Here is a 19,028-nt window from a genome sequence, read left to right on the forward strand (position 1 = left end):
CTAGCTTAACTATAACATTTTCAAATCAGTATTGTCAATTTTATAAATAGATAGTCTCCGCCTTTTTAACAATATGAATCTTACTTTCAATATTTTCTTTCAAATAAGCCTTAAAAAGTTCCAATTTATCAAGCTCTCCGTGAATCAAATAAAGCGTATTGAGCCCTTTAATCTGTTTAATCCACGATAACATATCAGCTCGATCAGCATGTGCAGAAAAACCATTGATTGTATACAGTTTTGCACGTACTTTGATCTCTTCACCATAAATACGAACAAACTCTTCACCATCAATGATGGCACGTCCTAATGTACCTTTCACTTGGAAGCCTACAAAAATAATGGCATTTTTCGGGTTCCAAATACGTTGTTTAAGGTGGTGTAAAACTCTACCACCGTTACACATGCCGCTTCCAGCGATAATAATAGCGCGACTTTCGACATCGTTAATTTCCATAGAATCTTTTTTGCGAGGTGTATACTGAAGCTCAGGAAATGAAAATGGATCATCACCAAGACTGACACGTAACCCCAAGGCTTGATTGAGTTGCGCAGGGTATTTGTTGTAAATTTTGGTCGCTTCAATCGCTAATGGGCTATCTAAAAAGACATGGCAATTGTGTAATTCTCCAGATTGGTGCATCTGATGCAATAACCATAAAATTTCTTGTGTTCGCTCTAATGCAAAAGAAGGAATGACAACATTGCCGCCATTTGCAAGCGTTTGAGTGACCGCCTCTTTGAACTCTTTAATACTCTCATCTAACGCTTTATGTTCTCTATCGCCATACGTTGATTCAATAAAAAGAGTATCTGTATGTTCAATGGAACTAAGATGATTGAGTAATATGCGGTTTTTACTACCAAGGTCACCCGAAAAAACGACGCTTTTATGCAATGTGTCTTCTTCGTAATTGACTTCTATAAAAGCACTTCCCATAATATGCCCAGCATTATGAAAACGAAGCTTCAAATAAGGCGCAATTTTTATCAATTCATCGTACTTGACGCGACGCATCTTTTTGGTAAAGAGTTGCTCAACATGCTCTTTGGTATAGAGTGGTTCTTGTACAGTGTTCTCTTCACCACGACGCAGTGCTTTTCTAAGTTGAGTTTCATACTCTTCTTGAAGCAATCCCGCACTATCTAAAAGCATAATGTAAGCAATGTCAAGCGTTGCATCGGTTGAGATAATTTCGCCTTGAAATCCCTCTTTGATAAGCTTTGGAACCCTTCCAATATGGTCAATATGGGCATGTGTTAAAACCAAATAATTGATAGATGTTACGTCAAAAGGAAAAGGCTCATAGTTGTCACGCCAGTGCTCACCTTGAATCATTCCGCAATCGATCAAAATCTTTATGGATTGAACTTCCAATAAATGACATGAACCTGTAACCATTGTCGCGGCGCCATACGATGTGACTTTTGCCATAATTTCCCCTTTAATGTATAAATTTGTCGATAATCTCTTTGTATTTTTTTTCTATCACGTGTCGTTTCTTTTTAAATGTATTGGTAAGCTCTTCGCCCACCGTAAATTCTTTCTCTAAAAAATGAATATTTTGTAATTTTTCAAACGGTTTGAACCCTTGTCCTTGATGCAAGAGGTCGTTCATTTCACTTTTTATTTTCGCAACAATCTGCTTATCGTCCATCACTTGCTCGATATTTTGTACAGCTTTATTAAAGTGCTCCGCTACATACTCTTTGAGCTTTTCAAAATCAGGAACAATGAGCGCACCCAACCCTTTTTTTGTGTGCCCAACAAGAATAGCATCTGTGATAAATGGCAACATTGATATAGTAGATTCAATACGACTAGGGTCAACGTTTTCGCCACTAGCAAGTACGATAATCTCTTTGGAACGCCCTGTAATAACAAGCTCACCCTTAATGGTCAGCTTTGCAAGATCTCCCGTTTTAAAGAAACCATCTTCACTAAAACTTTTGGCATTTTCTTCAGGATTGCGGTAGTAACCGTGCATTACTTGCTCACCTTTAACCCAAATCTCACCAATCTCACCTGCACCTAACTGATCGCCCGCTTTGTTAACGATTTTTAGCGTTGTGTCTTTCACGGGTAGTCCCAATGTTGCAAACGTATTGCATTGCAAAGCACGTCCCGCAATAGTCGGTGCGCACTCCGTCATACCATAAGCGTTAACAATACGAATCCCAATAGCATCAATCCATGTATCTAAAAAATCAGGTAAAGCGCCACCACCACTTACGGCAAGACGCAATCTTCCCCCAAATTTTTCCTGCACAAGAGAAAGTTTTTTCTTAGCAATAGCATTGAGTGGTGCAAGCAGTAAGCGTTTAAAAAATGCAACTGTTTTATCTTTACATGTAAAAAGAAATGAGCGTTTTTCAAAACAAGGAAGTTCATCTTTTAAAACACGGTCAGCATGATTATAAGCAGCAGAAATAGCAACCAATTTGTTAAAAAGTTTGGCTTTTTTAGGATCTTTTTTTTCTAATGCCGTGTTAATCTTCGTATACATAGACTCCCAAAGTCTTGGAACAGTAGCGACGATAGTTGGCTTATAATGCTCTAAATCATTGGCAAATGTTTTAATGGTTGAATAAACTGTACAACACCCTTTAGAAAGGGCTACATACTCAGCTGCACGCTCAAAAATATGCCATGAAGGGAGAATGGAAACCCAAACATCACTACTTTGTAAAGCAATTAAAGGAGGAAGTTCACGTACATTGTACATAATGTTTCTATGGCTTAAAGGCACACCTTTAGGTGTCCCTGTTGTTCCAGAAGTGTAAATGATCGTGACAATGTCTTCTTCATCTAAAAAATCTTTACCTACTCTAAAGGCTTCGATCTCATTATCATGAATCATTTTGTCTTTTAAAATATCTTTGTACGAGTAGATATTGCTTAACAAAGAGTGTACTTTAGGTGCTTCCAAAATAAAAATAGCTTTGAGTTTTAAATGATTGAGCATCATTTCATGTCTAATATAGATGTGTTCATCTTCAACAATGAGAAATTCGGCACCCGAATGAGTGAGAATAAACTCAAGCTCTTGCGTAGGCGTATCGCAGCCTCTTGGAATACTAATAGCCCCCAAAGAGATCAGTGCTAGATCGGTGACCATCCACTCATAGCGGTTGTCACACAAAAACATAACTTTAGAGCCTTTCTCGATCTTTTTAGCTTTAAAAGCGCGAGAAAGAACTAAAACATCCTCAAATAATTTTTCATACGTAACTTCAAATTCTTTATCTGCTACCTTATAGATAAAGGCTTTATTTTCTTTATGCTGTTCATACGTCTTGATAAACATATGAAACAACGTGTTTTCTTCACGATGCAAGCACAATCCTTAACATTTCAAATTACGTTTATTGTAATCTTTATTCCTGAAAGAGAGGCTTAACGTGAACGAAATGCTTTGAAAACAAAGAAAATAATTACGATTTGAACTAGCAAAAGAAGACCATGCAAATAATAAACTTGCATTTCTTTATCAACAATACCAAAAAATTCAATGATTTTATAAAAAAGATAGGAGAGTATCATCCCCGCAAGATAGCCCTTTTGTTTAATGACATCCGCAAAAGAGAGTAAAGAAGTACGTTTAAGTGCAAGCGTTTCCACCCGCATAAGATAATTTCCAAAAACAAAGGTAACTTGATACGAAATATAAATAAAAAGCACACTGCTATAGTCATATTTAAAAATAAGAAAACTCACTATGATAAACAGTGTCAGTAATTCCACTAAAAGTGTAATGCGGTAAAAAACGAGAAGATTCATCATCTTCTCGTAACCTTTCGCCACTAAAAGTAAACCTATGGCAAGCCCAATTCCTCCTAATGAGAAAATAGAAGGCTCAAGCGGTGTATAAAGCACAAAAATACTTCCCACCGCGAGCCCAAAAAAGAGGGAATTGAACAGTTTATACCAAAGGTAGGGGCGTAGGACTATACTCATTAAAACCTCGCGTTGAAACCAACCATATAGGTTCGCTCATAATTAATGGGATAAACACTTGGTGTTGCTCCGCCAAAATCAACAAACATTGCATTTTTTTCATCAAAAAGATTATTCACTTTTGCGAAAAATTCATAGTTTTTATATGTATAGGTTGCTGATATGTCCGTGACATGATAACTTTCCATTTTGCCATAGCTTCCATCAAAATCATCTATAGCATACGCTCTTGATTTATACGTTTGCGAAAGAAGTAATGTTACAGGCTTTATAGGGTTGTACCCTAAGGCAATTTTAGCCGTATGCGGTGAAACACCCGGGATTTTTCTACCATTATACAAGCCACCACTACCATCATCAACAATTTTTGTATCAACATAGGTGTAATTAAGAATTGTAAAAAGGTTTGAAAAAATTTGATACCGCTCTGAAAGTTCAAAACCTTTTTTTTCTGTTTCTTTCAAATTGGTATTGTATCCACTGAGACTATTATAATAAATTTCATCATCTACCCATGTATAATAAAGAGTGCCTTTAAGGGTATGAGGATAACTGATATAATTAAAACCTATATTAATTGTATCTGCTTGCATTGGTTTTATAAAACCATTAAACTGAGTTCCTATGATATTCCAAAACGCATCATAGACAGGATTAAAAAACCTATCAATATCAGGTGCTTGAAATGAGTGATTAAAATTGGTAAATACCGAAGTTTTAGAATTGATTTTGTAGTTATACCCAAGATCGTACGCTTGAAGTGATGTATCAGATTCAAGATTTTGCGTTGAACTTTTATAGGTATATTTTACTTTTTCATCCCTATATCCTGAGGAAAACGTATGGCTATCCAAGAGATAATCTGCTTTGACATATACTCCCAAGTTCTCTTTCGTTGTTTCATTATTTCCACTATCACGCTCACCATTAAATCCTTGAACACCAATTAACGCTTTTACTGAAGTATCGTTGTAAAGTAATTTAGTATCAAAGCTTTTATAATCATAATCGTAGCTTGAACGATACCCTCCTGAAGTATATTTGGACACTTTATCTTCATCAAAGAGTTGTGCATCAAAAGATAATTTTTGATTTATTTTATAATTCGTTCCTGCATTAAGAACGTCTGATCTATAATACTGGTTAGAATAACCTTTAATTTTATCTAACTCATCATTTTTATATTCAGCATACGATAATGAATTTGAATAATTCACATTCATTTTAGAAAATGTTTTACCAAGATTGAAGCTCAAATCTTCAATCGGAGTTACGGTTGCTTTAATAGACTTATTACGGTTCCAGCTCTCATCTTTCGTACCATCATTTGATACTTGTTTAAAACCATTATGGCTATAATCATCAATATAACCTGAAATAGAAAATTTTTCCTCTTTAACACCTACACCTAAAGAACCAAACCAGAGACCATTATCACCCACATAGCTTTTAACAACTGCACCCTCGTAATCTTTGGTGATAATGTTAATGGCACCTGCATTAGCGCCGTCACCATACTCAACAGAACCCGTACCTTTAATGATTTCTATTTTTTCAATGCTATCAATTGGAATCGATGAAAGCAGTTGCGGAACTTGATCAATGGTGTTTAAACGTCTTCCATTAACAGTTACAACAGTGTTTTGATAGCCATAACCTAAGCCGTAGCCTCGCATATCAATAGCTTGTGTAAAAGGATTACCGTAACTTGGCATAGCAGTAACAGAAGTTTGGGTGTTTAAAAATTCGTAGATATCTTTGGAGTGAGATTGCTCAATCTCTTTTTTGTTATAGACTTCAGATGCAAATGGCGCACCAACTTCACTAACCTTGATCTTCTTTGAGATCACCACAACAGGCGCACTGCTCTCTTCGAGTACTTCTGTTGTTTCAGAGGATGCTTCAGCTTTTGGCGTATACAGTTGCTTTTCATTATCTACGACACTTTGCCCTTCACTTGCAAGTGCAATCGTAGCATTTAAAGCAAGTATAGCTGCTAGGCTAAAATACTTTCCTCTAAATCCTTTCAGATTTTTCATTTATTCTCCTTAAAATTTGGGAAAATTATTTTATCTAAAAAACAACTATTTAGATAGATTTTCACCTCAAATACCCATTTATCTTTACATGTAACCGTTAAAAATTTGATACAATAGCCTAGCAAAATGGAGAAAAGATTCGTAATAAGCCTGATTACGGAGAAGGAATAGAATGAATCAAAAGACCTTACGGATTATCTTTTTTAGTTATCTTACGGTTGTTTTTATAGGCGCTATTTTATTGATGCTTCCTTTTGCCCATGTGGGGAAATTGATGTTTATCGATGCACTTTTTACCTCCACTTCAGCAACATGTGTAACAGGACTTGTGGTCAAAATCACTCCTGAGGATTTTACATTTTTCGGGCAATTTGTCATTTTGATCTTAATGCAAGTTGGTGGTGTTGGGTACATGAGTATCGTCACCCTCTTCTTCTTGTTTATGAAAAAAAATCTCAATATCCATGAAAAGAACATGGCAAAAGAGTCTCTAAACTACTCTACCAACCTTGACATTCAAAATTTTCTTCAAAAAGTCTTTCTCTTTACACTCATTATCGAATCTTTAGGCGCTTTTATTTTGACACTTCGTTTTGCGACACACATGCCACTGCACAAAGCGATCTGGCAAGGCATCTTTCACTCCGTAGCCGCTTTTAACAACGCTGGTTTTTCAACCTTCAGAGACAATCTTATAGGCTATCAAACCGACTTTACTGTTTTAGTGACAGTTGGATTTCTTATTATTTTGGGAGGTATTGGCTATTTGGTACTGGTTGAACTTCATGCAAAAGCTACCCATAAACGCTTTATGCTCTCTGCCCATACCAAAATCACGCTTGTTGGTACACTCATTCTCATTGTTTCAGGAACGTTTCTTTTCTTAGCGATAGAATGGGATAACAAAGGTATTTTTGGCAATATGTCGCTCTACCATAGTCTCCTTAACAGCTTTTTTCTCTCCGTCAACTTTAGAACTTCTGGTTTTAATAGCTTAGATCTTTCACAACTTAGTGATGCTTCACTTTTTTGTTCCACTATTTACATGATGACAGGTGGAGGGGCTGGAAGTACCGCTGGCGGTATTAAAATCACCACTGTTGCAGTGCTTATCATTGCAACGATCCATACTATCAAGATCAGCAACCAGCAACCTAATGCTTTTAAGCGTACCATTTCACCCGAAGTCATTAACCGTTCTTCTGCCATTATCCTTGTTGCTTCGTTTATTACCATCATGGCAACGGTTATACTCACCGAGACTCAACACACCAAGTTTATGCAAACGCTTTTTGAGGTCGTCTCCGCCTTTTGTACCGTTGGTGTTTCGGTTGGAAATGGTGATGTACTTAGTCTTTCAGACAAATTTAGCACTTTTGGAAAATCCATCATCATTGCACTCATGCTCATCGGACGTATGGGTATTTTTGCTTTTGGATTTTTGATTATGGGAAGAGAGAAAATTAAACATATACAGTACCCTGAAGGAAGGATTTTACTATGAAAACTTACGCCGTTATAGGCCTTGGAAAATTTGGCTTTCACATTGCCAAAGGGCTTGCTGAGCAAGGTATGGACATCATCGCCATCGACAATGATCCGCATAAAATTCAAGTCATTAGTGAGTACATTGAAGATGCTATTATTTTGGACAGTACCGATATAAAAGCCCTTCAAGAAGCGGGTGTTGTAGGGCTTGATACGGTTATCATCAGCATTGGTGAGAACATTGAAGCGAGTATTTTAACACTAATGGCGCTCAAAGAGCTGGACAATAAAACCATTATTGCTAAAGCTATTACCCTGACGCATGGCGAGATTTTAGCAAGACTTGGAGCTTTTAAAGTTATTTATCCAGAGCGTGAATCAGCCAAAAAGCTGGTTGAAAATCTTGTTGGGAATGTTGTGATAGACCAAGTCGACTTTAGCAGCACCATAAAAATTGCTAAATTTTCCGTGACAAAATCGCTCGTTGATAAAATGGTTAAAGATATTGAAAGCATGTTTGAAAACGAGATTCATCTCATTGCCTGCAAAACCAGAGACAATTGGATATTTGATGTTGAAAAAACTTATAAAATTCGTGAAAATGATATGCTCGCTTTTATCGGTAAAAAAGCCTTTATTGAGAAGCTGAGAAACCTTACCAAATCTGAAAGTTAATCTTTACATGTAAAGCCTCTTTTAACAAAGTGTTGTTATAACCTTTACATGTAAAGAGGTTTTTCTCCATTTCCCAGCACCCTCTTGCACAATTTTTCATCATCCTAAAAAGGAGTGTTTATGAAATTCAATCCTCTAACGCCAGAAGAAGAATATGTCATCCTTCACAAAGGTACGGAAATGCCTTTTTCTGGGCAATATAACACTTTTTATGCTCATGGCACTTACCACTGTAAACGTTGCTTTGCGCCCCTTTATCGTTCAAATAGCAAGTTTGATTCGCACTGTGGCTGGCCTAGCTTTGATGATGAAATAGAAGATGCAATAAAGCGTGAAACTGACCGTGATGGAAGACGCACTGAAATACTCTGTAATACCTGTGGAGCGCATCTTGGACATGTTTTTGAAGGCGAGGGTTTGACGCCTAAAAATACCCGCCACTGTGTCAATTCCATATCTCTTTTATTTGTACCAGAATCTGAGTAGTTTTTTGTTTATGCTATAATACGGCACAAAATATTTTAAAGGAATTCTAAATGTCCCCAAGTGAACCAGACTCGCGTAGTTGTAGCTTACATCTTACTCTAGGCAGTCTATCATGACTCTACTTCTTGTCTATCTTTCTCTCGTTTTATTTGTCTCGTTTCTCTGTTCCATTTTAGAGGCTGTTTTGCTCTCAAGCACCGACTCTTATATTGAAACACTCCCAAAAGAAAATAATGAAACCGCTATTTCTATGCTCAAAGAGCTCAAATCTAACATAGACGTACCGATCTCTTCTATCTTGACATTCAACACCTTTGCTCATACTATGGGTGCTGCAGGAGTAGGTGCGCAAGCGCAAGTGCTTTTTGGAAATGAATGGCAAACCGCTGTGGCATTCGTCGTTACGTTGCTTATTTTATATATCGCAGAAATCATCCCTAAAACTATTGGTGCTTTGTACTGGAAAAAACTCCTCATTCCATCAGGTTATACGATCTCTTTTCTTGTGACACTCACCTACCCTTTTGTATGGGTTTCATCACTCTTGACCAATTACATTTCAAAAAACAAGAAAAAGCATCCAAACTTTTCACGCGATGAGATCATGGCCGTTGTCGCGATGGGTGAAAAAGATGGTTCTATTTTGAGTAAAGAGAGTGATTTGATCGAAAATCTTTTAAAACTTAAAAATATTAAAGCCAAAGATATTATGACACCAAGAAGTGTTGTGTTTGCATTGCCCTCATCTACAACCATTGAAGAAGCTATCGAAGATGATCGTATGTACATCCACTCGCGTATCCCTGTTTTTGGTGAGACATTGGATGATGTCGTGGGCATTGTTTTTAACCAACGAATTCTTGAAGAGAGCGTTGAAGATCATGATAAAATCACGCTTGAAGACATCGCGCATGAAGTACACATGGTCTCGGAAAACTTGCCTGTTCCAAACTTGATCGACCAGTTTGTCAAACGCAAAACACACCTTTTCATAGTCTTTGACAGCTACGGACAAACGGCGGGTGTTGTGACACTTGAAGATGCCATCGAGACGCTTTTGGGCGTTGAAATCGTTGATGAGATGGACGAAGTCGAAGACATGCAAGTCTTTGCCAAAGATCGCAGTAAAAAGTTCCAAGACCGCATGAAAGTAGAACGTAAAAAGATCGAAAAAGCGAAAGTGAATTAAATACGTTAAAAAGTAAAGAGGTTTTACATGTAAAGCCTCTTTACAAAACTTTTCGATACCGCCACTGCATACTTTGTTGATCCCACGTTAATTCATTGACACACGCATAGGGTTGGATGATGCTAAACATATCATTGATCTCAACGCCAAAAAGATGCGATAAAATCATTCGGTTAACGCCTGCATGTGCCACAATAATAATCGTACCCGTTGTACTATGAATGATTTCATCAAAAGCTCTTCTTGCGCGCACTGCCATATCATGAAAACTCTCGCCATTAGGTGGTGTAAAGTACTCCAAATTTTCGCCTCTTTGAGCATACAGTTTAGGATAGTTTAATTTGATATCAGACATCAAGACATTTTCCCAATCCCCCATATCAATCTCACACAATGCCTCAACAACTTGATACGTGATATCTTGATCATTGCACAAAACTTCAGCCGTTTGTAAACAACGCTTAAGAGGACTCGTAAAGATAGCGTTAAAGGGAATCGCTTTAAAATAATCGCGTAATGCTTCAGCTTGCTCCATTCCTAGCGCATCCAGTGGTACATCTGTTCGACCCAAATACCTTTTTTCGTTTCCATTATCAATGTATCCATGACGAAGCAGATAGACTTTTTCAACCATACGGGAAATCCTTACATGTAATGTTATTTATCTTTGCAATAATCGCTTTTACAGCATTTAAACGTTTGGTAATGTTGCGCTGTGCTTCGAGATTTCCTTCGCATTTGTTAAATGCCTTTTCAAAACGCTTTTCATAACCGCACACCTCATCTTCACTGACCAGCTTGTCGGCTAAAAAAAGCAGTTCATTGGCGTTTAAAGGATCTTTCGCATCAACCTCAATATCCATGTGTGTTTCAATGATATGAGCGATATTCTCATAGCCCATTTCACGAAGTTTTTGCGCACCAACAAATGCATGATTTCTCTCTTGTCGTGCAATGTCATGTAACAATGCCGCCGCACTTAAACTATTTTTATTGATACAAAGGTTAAAAGAAGCAATGTAATCATAAAGACTCATTGCCATAGATTCTACTGCTTTACAATGCTTGATAATGTGCTCAGGCACCTCATCTTGGTGCATGATCGCTAAACACTCCTCTTTGGTTGGCGCACCAAACGAGTCATACGCTTTTAGCGCTTTATAATCCTCGGGTGTATCCATATCCATTAAAACCGATTGTTCGCACACGTTTACATGTAAAGCATCATCTTTAAACGCTTCCAAAACACGTTTAAGCCCACCCTCACCACTGCTTGCAAGAATCAGCTCTTTATATTTCATGTCGATCAATGGCGGATGCCCTTTTCGCCCCAAAAACGTCGGGTAAATCACCCCTTTGCCTTCACACGCATACGCCTCATACAAACGTTCAAGGCTCCCAACTTTTATGAGTGGGATGTCCACAGGTTGCATATAAAAGGCACTCAGCGTTTCATCGATGACACTCAGCCCTTTTTGAATAGAGCTAAACATACCTTTGTCATAATCCTCGTTATAAACAATAGAAACATCATCATCTTTTAAAGCTTCTCTTATCTCATCTTGCCTGTGCCCAACGACCACATAGATATGCGTTATCCCGTGCGCTTTATAGGTCTGAATCAGACGTTTTAGCGCACTGGTTTGACCCAATGGCAAAAGAGGTTTAAAGTCGTGCATTCGGGAAGAATACCCAGCAGCAATGATAAGAACGGCGATGTTGCTCTTTGTCATTTCCTAACTTCTTTTAACTCTGATAAGCTCCGCTACAATGCTAATAGCGATCTCTTCAGGCGTTTGAGCATTGATGGGAACCCCCACAGGACAGCACACCTCATCTAGCTTATTTTGAGCATATCCCTCTTGCAAGAGTTGGTTGTAAACATAATTTTTTTTAGTTTTACTCCCAATCATACCGATATATTTCGCCTTCGCATGAAGCGTTTGCTCTAAAACGATTTTGTCTACACCTCTGGTAACAATGACAATGTAGCTATTTTTAGCGATTCCCACATCTTTAATCAACCCTTCATACGAAGAGGGAACCACATGAATTTCATCCGCTGTAGGAAAGCGCTCTTTGTTAGCAAAAGCGTCCCTGTCGTCTAAAACAACTGTGTAGAAACCAAGTGGTTTCGTCAGTGCGGCAATTTGCTGAGAAATATGCCCTGCCCCTACAATATAAAGCCGATCGGTATTGTAAAAAGGCTCAATCATATACTTGCTTTTCCCAACAAAAAGATGAAATTTGACACGATAGAAATTTTCTCTAAGCGAATCCGCAATCTTTTGAACCTCTTTATCTTCTTCACCAAACAGATCCGTTTCTGTGCATATCCATTTGTTTTTGCCAAAAGCACGTTTATTTGGCTGTGAAATATTCGTAATCATCACAAAATCAGCACCAGAGGCTTTAAGCTCTTTTGCTTTATGATAAACATTGAGTTGGTGAATATCCAAAGCATCAAGGTACTCTAAAAGAACACTCACTTCGCCACCACACACCATACCAGCCGCTCTTGCATCATCATCGGTGAGTTCAATATCTTCAATGGAACCCTGTTTTGTTTTAAATACCTCAGGCGCTAATTGAATCGCCATCGCTTCGAGTGTGCCTCCGCCTATCGTTCCCTCAATTGATCCATTTTTGCGAATCATCATCTTAGCCCCAGCTTCTCTAGGCGCTGAACCACTTTTTTCTAAAATAGTTGCCGTAACCACTTCGTGTTGTTCATTTAAGCTCTCCACAATATGCTCAATGATGGTTTTCATCTATTATCCTTTGTTTCTTTGGTTGTCTATTTTTCTTTTGATCATGCTGTTAGTAATTTTGATTGAATGATCATCTTCTTCAATATCAAGGGTGAGATCAAATTCAAACGCAAAGTGCTCTTTTATGTTTTGAATGACCTCTTTCTTAAGTGCTTCGCTCTCCTCTTTGTTGGCAAGGATTAGCTTTACATGTAAAGCATGATTCTCACCCACGGTAAGTTTATAATCCAAGATGCGAGAAAAACGTAAAAGAATTTCATCTACCTCTCGTAAATGAATTTCGTGCCCATTGATGCTTACTTTGTTTTCAATGCGCCCAAGCACTTTCTCCATTCTGCGAAGAAACGTACCACAGGCACACGGTTGTGTTAAAAAGCGTGCCATATCGCCTGTTTTATAACGAATAAGAGGCATCGCTTGGCGATTAAACGTTGTAAAAACAACCTCACCATACTCGCCCTCTCGCACAGGCTTCCCAGTGATGGGGTCTATAATTTCAAAGTACAGATGGTTCTCTCTTAAATGATAGCCATCAAGGCATTCACACTCAACGCCTCCACCATAGCCCATCTCGCTCATACCGTAGTGGTTAAAGACCTTGCACGCTCCTTGATGACTCAGTGACTCCACAAGTGCCTCAGGCACATAATCAGTGCTTAAAAGCACTTTTTTGATCTGTTTATAAAAGAGTTCTGGCCTAACACGGCTTAGGTAAAGCACCTGCATAGGAATGCCCACAATGCAAGTAATGTTATTTTCCCCAATGCACTGTGCTGTTTTCTCAACGTCTTGTAAAACACCATGCACTATACACGCGATGTTTGAGCGAGAAAGTGCCTTTTTGAGCAAATCCCCGATGCTTCCATAAGAGGGACCTGGAAGCAGTACCATTACGTTGTCGCTTTCATCAACCAAACAGTTCATGCCATACTGAAAAAAATCAATCGTCGCTTCCAAATCCTCATGCGTGAAAAAGATGCGCTTTTCATCGCCTGTTGTGCCAGAGGTATTTAAAGTGACAATGCGCTCAACATCATGGCTTGGAACCGATAAAAAATCATGGGCGTTTCGTTTAATATCTTCCGGTGTTGTAAAAGGAAGAGTTTCAAAATCTTTCAGTGACGCAATAGCACTTAAATCAATATCACCGAGTTTTTCTTGATAAAATCGGCTTTTATTTTTTGCATAGGTCAAGGTTTTAATGAGTTCACCCAACTGATACGCTTTTAAAACCTCTTGGCTTTTATGCGCTAGCTGTGTGCGCTCAAGTATCCAATGCTCCAACGGTGTGACTTGCATCATTTCCTCTTTGTGTCTCGATAAAGAGACTCTCCATTCATATTGGTCATGTTATACATGCAAAAAGGGATAAGCTTTCCATCAAGAGTAGAGACATGAATACAACAATCTCGAATGCGTTCCAAATTCACATTCCAAGCATCTTGAAACGCCATACCAGAGAGGCTAAAAGCGTTGTTTTGAATGGAGCTTAGGATTTTGTCCCAATCTGAGAGTTTCTCTTCTTGGACTTGTTTTTGATACGACCAATTACGTGCCACAAACGCTTTAGCCTTGGTCGCTCCTACTTCTGCTTTTTCACTTTCACTGGAACAACAAGAGCGTTTGCTAATAGGCTTTAAAACACCCTCTTCTATCAGATAATTACCATTAAACGAACAGAGCGCATTTTCACATCCTGGGGGTTGCATACTTTGCATACTGACCATCTGATGGGTTTGTTCGCAAATGCACTCCATCACTTCAGGCAGCGTAATGCGATCTTCATCTTTTGGCGCTTCGGGAATACGTCCAAAATAGCTTACCGGTTGAAAATGCACACCTCTAATCGCAGGAGACCTGCTTATGCCAAAACGTATGATCTCACCAATACTATCCACATTGATATGGGGTACGATGGTAGGAACAAGCACAACGCCAATGCCGTGTTTTCGGCAATTTTCAATCGCTTGGCATTTAACATCAAAGAGAGCCTTTCCACGCAGTTTTTCATAAATCGCATCATTAATGCCATCAAATTGTAAAAAGATAGAGTTAAGCCCCGCTTCTTTGAGGGCTTTTACGTACGCTTCATCTTTTGCCATTCGGATGCCATTGGTATTGACCTGAATAAAAGGAAAACCAAGTTCAACGCCTATACGAATAATCTCTGAAAGATCGTCTCTCACTGTTGGCTCTCCACCTGAGAGTTGGATGTTGCATTTACCTGAGACCTTTAAAATGTTCTCAAACTGAAAACGCAACTGCTCTAGCGAGGGATCGATACTTTTAGCATCCAGTGCATCCGCAAAACAGAAACGACAGTTAAGGTTACAACGAGATGTCACCTCAATGAGCGCCGTGCAGGTATGTTGTCTGTGCGCACTGCAAAGCCCACAATCATACGGGCACCCATGTTCGACTGGCGTAATGGGATTTTTGATGTAGGCTCTCTCTTTGATGCGAATCCACTCACGCATCGGTGTTGCACCTCGCCATAACACCGTTTCAAACGTTCCATGTTCTAAACATGTTTTGAGCATGAACGCACCATCCTTTTCTTCGACAATAAAAGCCTCAAGCTTATTCAAACAGATAGGGCAAAGGCTTTCAGTGTGCATCAAAGGATCAAACGTCATTGCATCTACTCTCTAGTGCCGTACTCGTAACCATGCTCTATCAAAATCTCACAGACTTTGATGTATGCTTTTTGAATCATACCTGCACAGATAGTTTTATAACTGAAATCAGCTCCCGAAAAATCCCTTTCTCCAATGAGTGTAACACATTTGGTTGAGCCAAATTCCGTTTTAAACCACTCGTGCAATTCTCTTACCATCCGTTGAAAATCGTCATTTGCATCTTCAGTTTCGTTTCCTTTTGCACCATAAAGCCCTAAAACACCAATGCCCCCCGTAAGCACACCGCAAGTTTTTTGTGTGTCGGCAATGCCCCTGCAAAGGCCTTGCGCGGAGCGTACCAAGTCATCATTGTGAGACCCTTCATCTTCAAGAGCGAGTTTATACATCATCTGCGCACAGCAAAAGCCCGCTGATGAGAATTTAAATAAACGTAGTGATAAATCATCCATTACTTTTCTCCTTTTTTCCCGATTAAGATAAAATAACCAGGTTTGCATTGTTTGATATTTTGTTCAAAAAAACAGCATGTTTGGGGTGCTTCGCCTTCAATGGTTTTATTCCAAAAAGTTCCCATAGACCCGTGTGAAAAAATGATTTTGACCATGAGTTCTTTGAGTAAAGAAGAACAATCCTCCAAAAGCATAATTTCAAAGCCAATCTTTTCTAACATCTCTTTTAAAGAAAGTAGATCATGCATTCCACGCATACACGAAGTGATGGAAAAATTATCCAGTTGGCTTATGGTTTCAGGATTTTTCGCATAAACATCGTTGATCACAAACCAGCCGCCTTTCTCTAAAACTCTAAACACCTCTTTTAGCGTTACATGTAAATCATTCATAAGCGACAACGTACACTCTGCTAAAACACACTCAAAACTTTCATTTTCAAAAGGAAGAGAATCACCTGAGCCTGAAATGAAAGTCGCAAAAGGGTTTTTTGCTTTTGCAACTGCAAGCAATTTTTCAGAAGGATCAATGCCAACAACTTTTATCCCATGATTTTTGTAAAGATACGAAGCAGTAGCCCCCATACCACACCCCAAATCAAGGATTCGGTCTTGTTTACGTAAAGCACAAAAGTCAACTGCTTTATCAGTGAGTTTAAATCCTCCTGGACGCAAGGTTTCACCTGTGGCTTCTTGCATACAGCTACTTTCATAAACGTTTATCACGCTACTTGTCCTCCAGCCCTTTTTCGACTTCAAGTATTTTTCCCAAAGCCAAATCTTCACTAATAAAAACCATATTACAAGTTGGGCATTTTAAAAGATCAACTTCAAAATTGCCATCAAGATAGCGGACTTTTACCTTTTTTGAAACCAATGCTTGATGGCATTTGTCACACATCCATGGGGTTGTTGTATCGATTTTATTTTCCATGTTAGGACTCCACCACTTCCATTCTATGGCTGTAAACATCTTTAATCGAGATGTTATTGCCCTCTTCTTCGTACTCCACCCAAAATGTCACATTTTGAATTCTCAGACGTGCAAGATAACTTGATGTTTGAGGGTTGAAAAATCGCTCTTTGTGTGTAATAGAATGATCCACTACTTTTTCAATATCACTCAGCAAAATAAATCGCTTTTCCATGAGTGCAACTATTTCGTCTGCAAGATGTAGTGTAAAATCATAAGCCTTACTCATAGGACACACCTCCTCCTCTTCGTTCCATATTTCTTTAAGAAGCTCTTTTTTAACTCGCTTTCGATTGTTTTGTCGATCTGAGAGTGTTGGCATTTTTTGTGGGGCATCTTGGTTAACTTCATTGCCATAAATGATGTCCAAAATGTGATACGCTTTTTTGTTGCCTTTGACGATAGCAGCTTTACACATCGCACAATAGACAAGAACATCTTGTTCACTCTCACTGATTCGATCTTTTACAAAATCTTCTGCTTGCTCAGGATTGGCATTTGAGACTAAACCACCGTAACCACAACATTTTGCTTTTTCTTTGGAGTATTCAAGCTCTTGAATGGTGTAGCCTAAGGTTTTCACGATGCTTCGTACACTATCATGAATCCCTGCATTGTGCCTAGTCGCACACGCATCATGAATGCAAAGTTCTCGCTTCCCTTTTTTAATATCAACCTCAGGTAAACCGTATTTGTCAAACACTTCCCATAAGGAGATGGTTTTGATCATCGGCAGATACTTTTCAAACGTTGCCGCACAACTTGAACAGGCTAAGATAAATGTTGGCTCACCCATCTCTTCCCATGTTTTGTGTATTTTTTGGATACTTTCAGGCATCAGATCAAGCCTTCCCGCCCAATCAGCAGGTGCCCCACAACAACCCAAATAAAGACCAACATCATTGTCAGCATCTTTGTCTTTAATCACGCCCACCAAATGCTTATAAATATTACCAATATAATCCGTATGCGTTGAGCTCAGTTGACACCCTGGGTAAAAGAGATAACCCGTTTTTCCTGATCCCTTATACAATCCTCTCGCATACGCTGAAAAGGCGATGACAGGATAATAAAAAAGATCTTTGGATTGTTCTTTACTCGGTTGTTTACGAACCATCGAGAAGTAATCACTATGGCTAAACTGCATATCTTTGAGTGCAAAATCATGTGCCGAGAGTGGCATTTTTCCTTTTTCAACCATACTTTCCCTTGTGAGATGAATGATCTCCTTCATGCCAATATCAACAGGGCAAACAACTTGACACAAACCACACTGTGTGCATGAGTTAATCATTTTATTGGCATGGTGAGTTCCTAAAATAATGCGTTCATTTTGATTAATCGTTCGAATATAACTATCAGGTGTGATGTTGAAACGTTGCAGGTGGACACACGCGTTTATACATTCATTGCATTGGCATTTGAGGCATCGTTTTGCCTCTTGTGTTGCTTCATTTTCCCCATAAACATCCGCGCTTTTTACAATCGTTTCAAGGGGTTGTACTTTATCAATTTTAAAATCTAATTTTGTTTTAAAAACTCCCTCACGTTCTCGTGATGCCAACATAGATGTTTTTGTAATGTAGCGATCAATCGAGACGGCAGAGCGTTTGCCAGAACTTACGAAATCAATAATACCGCCGCTGTTATTTTGAATTTTGCCTCCAATAAATAAAGAGGATTCATTCGCTTGAAATGTATGGGGGTTAATCTCATATACTTTGTCCCAAACACCCGTACCTAAATAAACAGCATCGTATTTTTCACTATAATTTTTTAGATCTTCTTGTGACACTTCAGTATTAAAATAAACCAAAATGCCTTTTTTTTCAATCACGGAGAGTTCTTCTTCAATAACACTGGTCTCTAAACCTTTGCCTTCATAATCCCAAAGGCTTCCGCCTATTCGGTTGGATTTTTCATAAATCGTGACTTGATAGCCTTTTTTATCCAATTCAACGGCGACAACAATACCACTTAATCCTCCACCAACAACGGCAACCGTGCCTTTTTGTTTTGGTAAAGAGAGTGATTTTTTAGGTAGCACATAGCCTAAATCAATAACGGTTTTTTCAAGTTCGCTGATGCGTATACTTCCACCGATCTCTTTTCGAATACACTGCGTTTCGCAAGGGTGGTTACAAATTTTTCCAATAAGTCTGCTAAAAGGAATTCTGTTTTCCATGATTTTGTAAGCTTTGGCAAAATCACCTTTTTCAATTTCAGACACAAATGCAATCACATCCAAATGAACAGGACACGATGCTACACATATCGGAGGTTCTGAATGAATACATTGATTGCCAATTTCCAGTAATTTATCTAAATCCATTCTTGTCTCTCCTCTTTTTCTAGCATTAAA

General features: G+C 38.6%; 17 protein-coding genes. 4 read left to right on the forward strand and 13 right to left on the reverse strand.

All coding sequences use genetic code 11. The features are described from left to right. Positions 1-40: 40 nt before the first annotated feature. The 4 genes from N0B29_RS07680 to N0B29_RS07695 are packed head-to-tail and all read right to left on the reverse strand — an operon-like array spanning position 41 to position 5,997. Positions 41-1,435 (reverse strand): MBL fold metallo-hydrolase RNA specificity domain-containing protein, encoded by a 1,395-nt coding sequence (locus N0B29_RS07680; RefSeq protein ID WP_263833116.1) that lies wholly within the window; start codon positions 1,433-1,435, stop codon positions 41-43. A gap of 10 nt (positions 1,436-1,445) precedes the next feature. Then, on the reverse strand, positions 1,446-3,338 hold the full coding sequence (locus N0B29_RS07685) for an AMP-dependent synthetase/ligase (protein ID WP_263833117.1): 1,893 nt from the start codon (positions 3,336-3,338) through the stop codon (positions 1,446-1,448). 59 nt (positions 3,339-3,397) lie between these two features. After that, positions 3,398-3,958: a hypothetical protein gene (locus tag N0B29_RS07690; RefSeq protein WP_263833118.1), complete on the reverse strand. Its 561-nt coding sequence runs from the start codon at positions 3,956-3,958 to the stop codon at positions 3,398-3,400. Further along, positions 3,958-5,997, reverse strand: coding sequence for a TonB-dependent receptor (locus N0B29_RS07695; protein WP_263833119.1), 2,040 nt, complete (start codon positions 5,995-5,997; stop codon positions 3,958-3,960). Before N0B29_RS07695 ends, N0B29_RS07690 begins: the two co-directional genes overlap by 1 nt. Positions 5,998-6,169: 172 nt before the next feature. Here N0B29_RS07695 and N0B29_RS07700 point away from each other — a divergent pair, with 172 nt between their 5' ends. From N0B29_RS07700 to N0B29_RS07715, 4 genes are all read left to right on the forward strand, one after another. Beyond that, the gene (locus tag N0B29_RS07700; protein ID WP_263833120.1) at positions 6,170-7,501 is read left to right on the forward strand and encodes a TrkH family potassium uptake protein; all 1,332 of its coding nucleotides are present in this window, start codon (positions 6,170-6,172) and stop codon (positions 7,499-7,501) included. Next, entirely contained in the window at positions 7,498-8,160 is a 663-nt protein-coding gene (locus N0B29_RS07705; protein WP_263833121.1) for a potassium channel family protein, read from the forward strand. The genes N0B29_RS07700 and N0B29_RS07705 overlap by 4 nt, the downstream gene beginning before the upstream one ends. A 120-nt stretch (positions 8,161-8,280) precedes the next feature. Further along, complete coding sequence (locus N0B29_RS07710) at positions 8,281-8,646, forward strand: methionine-R-sulfoxide reductase (RefSeq protein ID WP_263833122.1); 366 nt, start codon at positions 8,281-8,283, stop codon at positions 8,644-8,646. Positions 8,647-8,758: 112 nt separating this feature from the next. Then, positions 8,759-9,835, forward strand: coding sequence for a CNNM domain-containing protein (locus tag N0B29_RS07715; protein ID WP_263833123.1), 1,077 nt, complete (start codon positions 8,759-8,761; stop codon positions 9,833-9,835). A gap of 40 nt (positions 9,836-9,875) precedes the next feature. On the opposite strand, the gene N0B29_RS07720 is transcribed toward N0B29_RS07715, so the two are convergent. Genes N0B29_RS07720 through N0B29_RS07760 form a run of 9 tightly spaced genes read right to left on the reverse strand, consistent with a single transcriptional unit; the run spans position 9,876 to position 18,998 of the window. After that, complete coding sequence (locus tag N0B29_RS07720; RefSeq protein ID WP_263833124.1) at positions 9,876-10,469, reverse strand: histidine phosphatase family protein; 594 nt, start codon at positions 10,467-10,469, stop codon at positions 9,876-9,878. Beyond that, positions 10,462-11,568: a DVU_1551 family NTP transferase gene (locus tag N0B29_RS07725; protein WP_263833125.1), complete on the reverse strand. Its 1,107-nt coding sequence runs from the start codon at positions 11,566-11,568 to the stop codon at positions 10,462-10,464. Before N0B29_RS07725 ends, N0B29_RS07720 begins: the two co-directional genes overlap by 8 nt. A 3-nt stretch (positions 11,569-11,571) precedes the next feature. Next, entirely contained in the window at positions 11,572-12,606 is a 1,035-nt protein-coding gene (locus N0B29_RS07730) for an XdhC family aldehyde oxidoreductase maturation factor (RefSeq protein ID WP_263833126.1), read from the reverse strand. A 3-nt stretch (positions 12,607-12,609) separates the two neighbouring features. Next, positions 12,610-13,905 carry a DVU_1553 family AMP-dependent CoA ligase gene (locus N0B29_RS07735; protein WP_263833127.1) on the reverse strand — a complete coding sequence of 432 codons (1,296 nt, stop codon included), beginning with the start codon at positions 13,903-13,905 and terminating at the stop codon, positions 12,610-12,612. Then, positions 13,905-15,242 (reverse strand): radical SAM (seleno)protein TrsS, encoded by a 1,338-nt coding sequence (trsS, locus tag N0B29_RS07740; RefSeq protein WP_263833128.1) that lies wholly within the window; start codon positions 15,240-15,242, stop codon positions 13,905-13,907. Before trsS ends, N0B29_RS07735 begins: the two co-directional genes overlap by 1 nt. 5 nt (positions 15,243-15,247) lie before the next feature. Further along, on the reverse strand, positions 15,248-15,694 hold the full coding sequence (locus N0B29_RS07745) for a DVU_1555 family C-GCAxxG-C-C protein (RefSeq protein WP_263833129.1): 447 nt from the start codon (positions 15,692-15,694) through the stop codon (positions 15,248-15,250). Next, on the reverse strand, positions 15,694-16,419 hold the full coding sequence (gene trsM / locus N0B29_RS07750; RefSeq protein WP_263833130.1) for a DVU_1556 family methyltransferase: 726 nt from the start codon (positions 16,417-16,419) through the stop codon (positions 15,694-15,696). The genes N0B29_RS07745 and trsM overlap by 1 nt, the downstream gene beginning before the upstream one ends. A gap of 1 nt (position 16,420) precedes the next feature. Beyond that, entirely contained in the window at positions 16,421-16,627 is a 207-nt protein-coding gene (locus tag N0B29_RS07755) for a DVU_1557 family redox protein (RefSeq protein WP_263833131.1), read from the reverse strand. 1 nt (position 16,628) lies between these two features. Then, entirely contained in the window at positions 16,629-18,998 is a 2,370-nt protein-coding gene (locus N0B29_RS07760) for a pyridine nucleotide-disulfide oxidoreductase/dicluster-binding protein (protein ID WP_318526697.1), read from the reverse strand. Positions 18,999-19,028: the final 30 nt, after the last annotated feature.

The sequence above is a fragment of the Sulfurospirillum oryzae genome, assembly GCF_025770725.1.
GTDB classification, from domain to species: domain Bacteria; phylum Campylobacterota; class Campylobacteria; order Campylobacterales; family Sulfurospirillaceae; genus Sulfurospirillum; species Sulfurospirillum oryzae.

Bases quoted from the DNA above. Each gene is read 5' to 3' on its own strand.
- N0B29_RS07710 (WP_263833122.1), top strand. From the start codon at position 8,281: ATGAAATTCAATCCTCTAACGCCAGAAGAAGAATATGTCATCCTTCAC.
- N0B29_RS07715 (WP_263833123.1), top strand. From the start codon at position 8,759: ATGACTCTACTTCTTGTCTATCTTTCTCTCGTTTTATTTGTCTCGTTT.
- N0B29_RS07680 (WP_263833116.1), bottom strand. From the start codon at position 1,435: ATGGCAAAAGTCACATCGTATGGCGCCGCGACAATGGTTACAGGTTCA.
- N0B29_RS07695 (WP_263833119.1), bottom strand. From the start codon at position 5,997: ATGAAAAATCTGAAAGGATTTAGAGGAAAGTATTTTAGCCTAGCAGCT.
- N0B29_RS07705 (WP_263833121.1), top strand. From the start codon at position 7,498: ATGAAAACTTACGCCGTTATAGGCCTTGGAAAATTTGGCTTTCACATT.
- N0B29_RS07730 (WP_263833126.1), bottom strand. From the start codon at position 12,606: ATGAAAACCATCATTGAGCATATTGTGGAGAGCTTAAATGAACAACAC.
- N0B29_RS07700 (WP_263833120.1), top strand. From the start codon at position 6,170: ATGAATCAAAAGACCTTACGGATTATCTTTTTTAGTTATCTTACGGTT.
- N0B29_RS07735 (WP_263833127.1), bottom strand. From the start codon at position 13,905: ATGCAAGTCACACCGTTGGAGCATTGGATACTTGAGCGCACACAGCTA.
- N0B29_RS07720 (WP_263833124.1), bottom strand. From the start codon at position 10,469: ATGGTTGAAAAAGTCTATCTGCTTCGTCATGGATACATTGATAATGGA.
- N0B29_RS07760 (WP_318526697.1), bottom strand. From the start codon at position 18,998: ATGGATTTAGATAAATTACTGGAAATTGGCAATCAATGTATTCATTCA.
- N0B29_RS07755 (WP_263833131.1), bottom strand. From the start codon at position 16,627: ATGGAAAATAAAATCGATACAACAACCCCATGGATGTGTGACAAATGC.
- trsS (WP_263833128.1), bottom strand. From the start codon at position 15,242: ATGACGTTTGATCCTTTGATGCACACTGAAAGCCTTTGCCCTATCTGT.
- N0B29_RS07725 (WP_263833125.1), bottom strand. From the start codon at position 11,568: ATGACAAAGAGCAACATCGCCGTTCTTATCATTGCTGCTGGGTATTCT.
- N0B29_RS07745 (WP_263833129.1), bottom strand. From the start codon at position 15,694: ATGGATGATTTATCACTACGTTTATTTAAATTCTCATCAGCGGGCTTT.
- N0B29_RS07690 (WP_263833118.1), bottom strand. From the start codon at position 3,958: ATGAGTATAGTCCTACGCCCCTACCTTTGGTATAAACTGTTCAATTCC.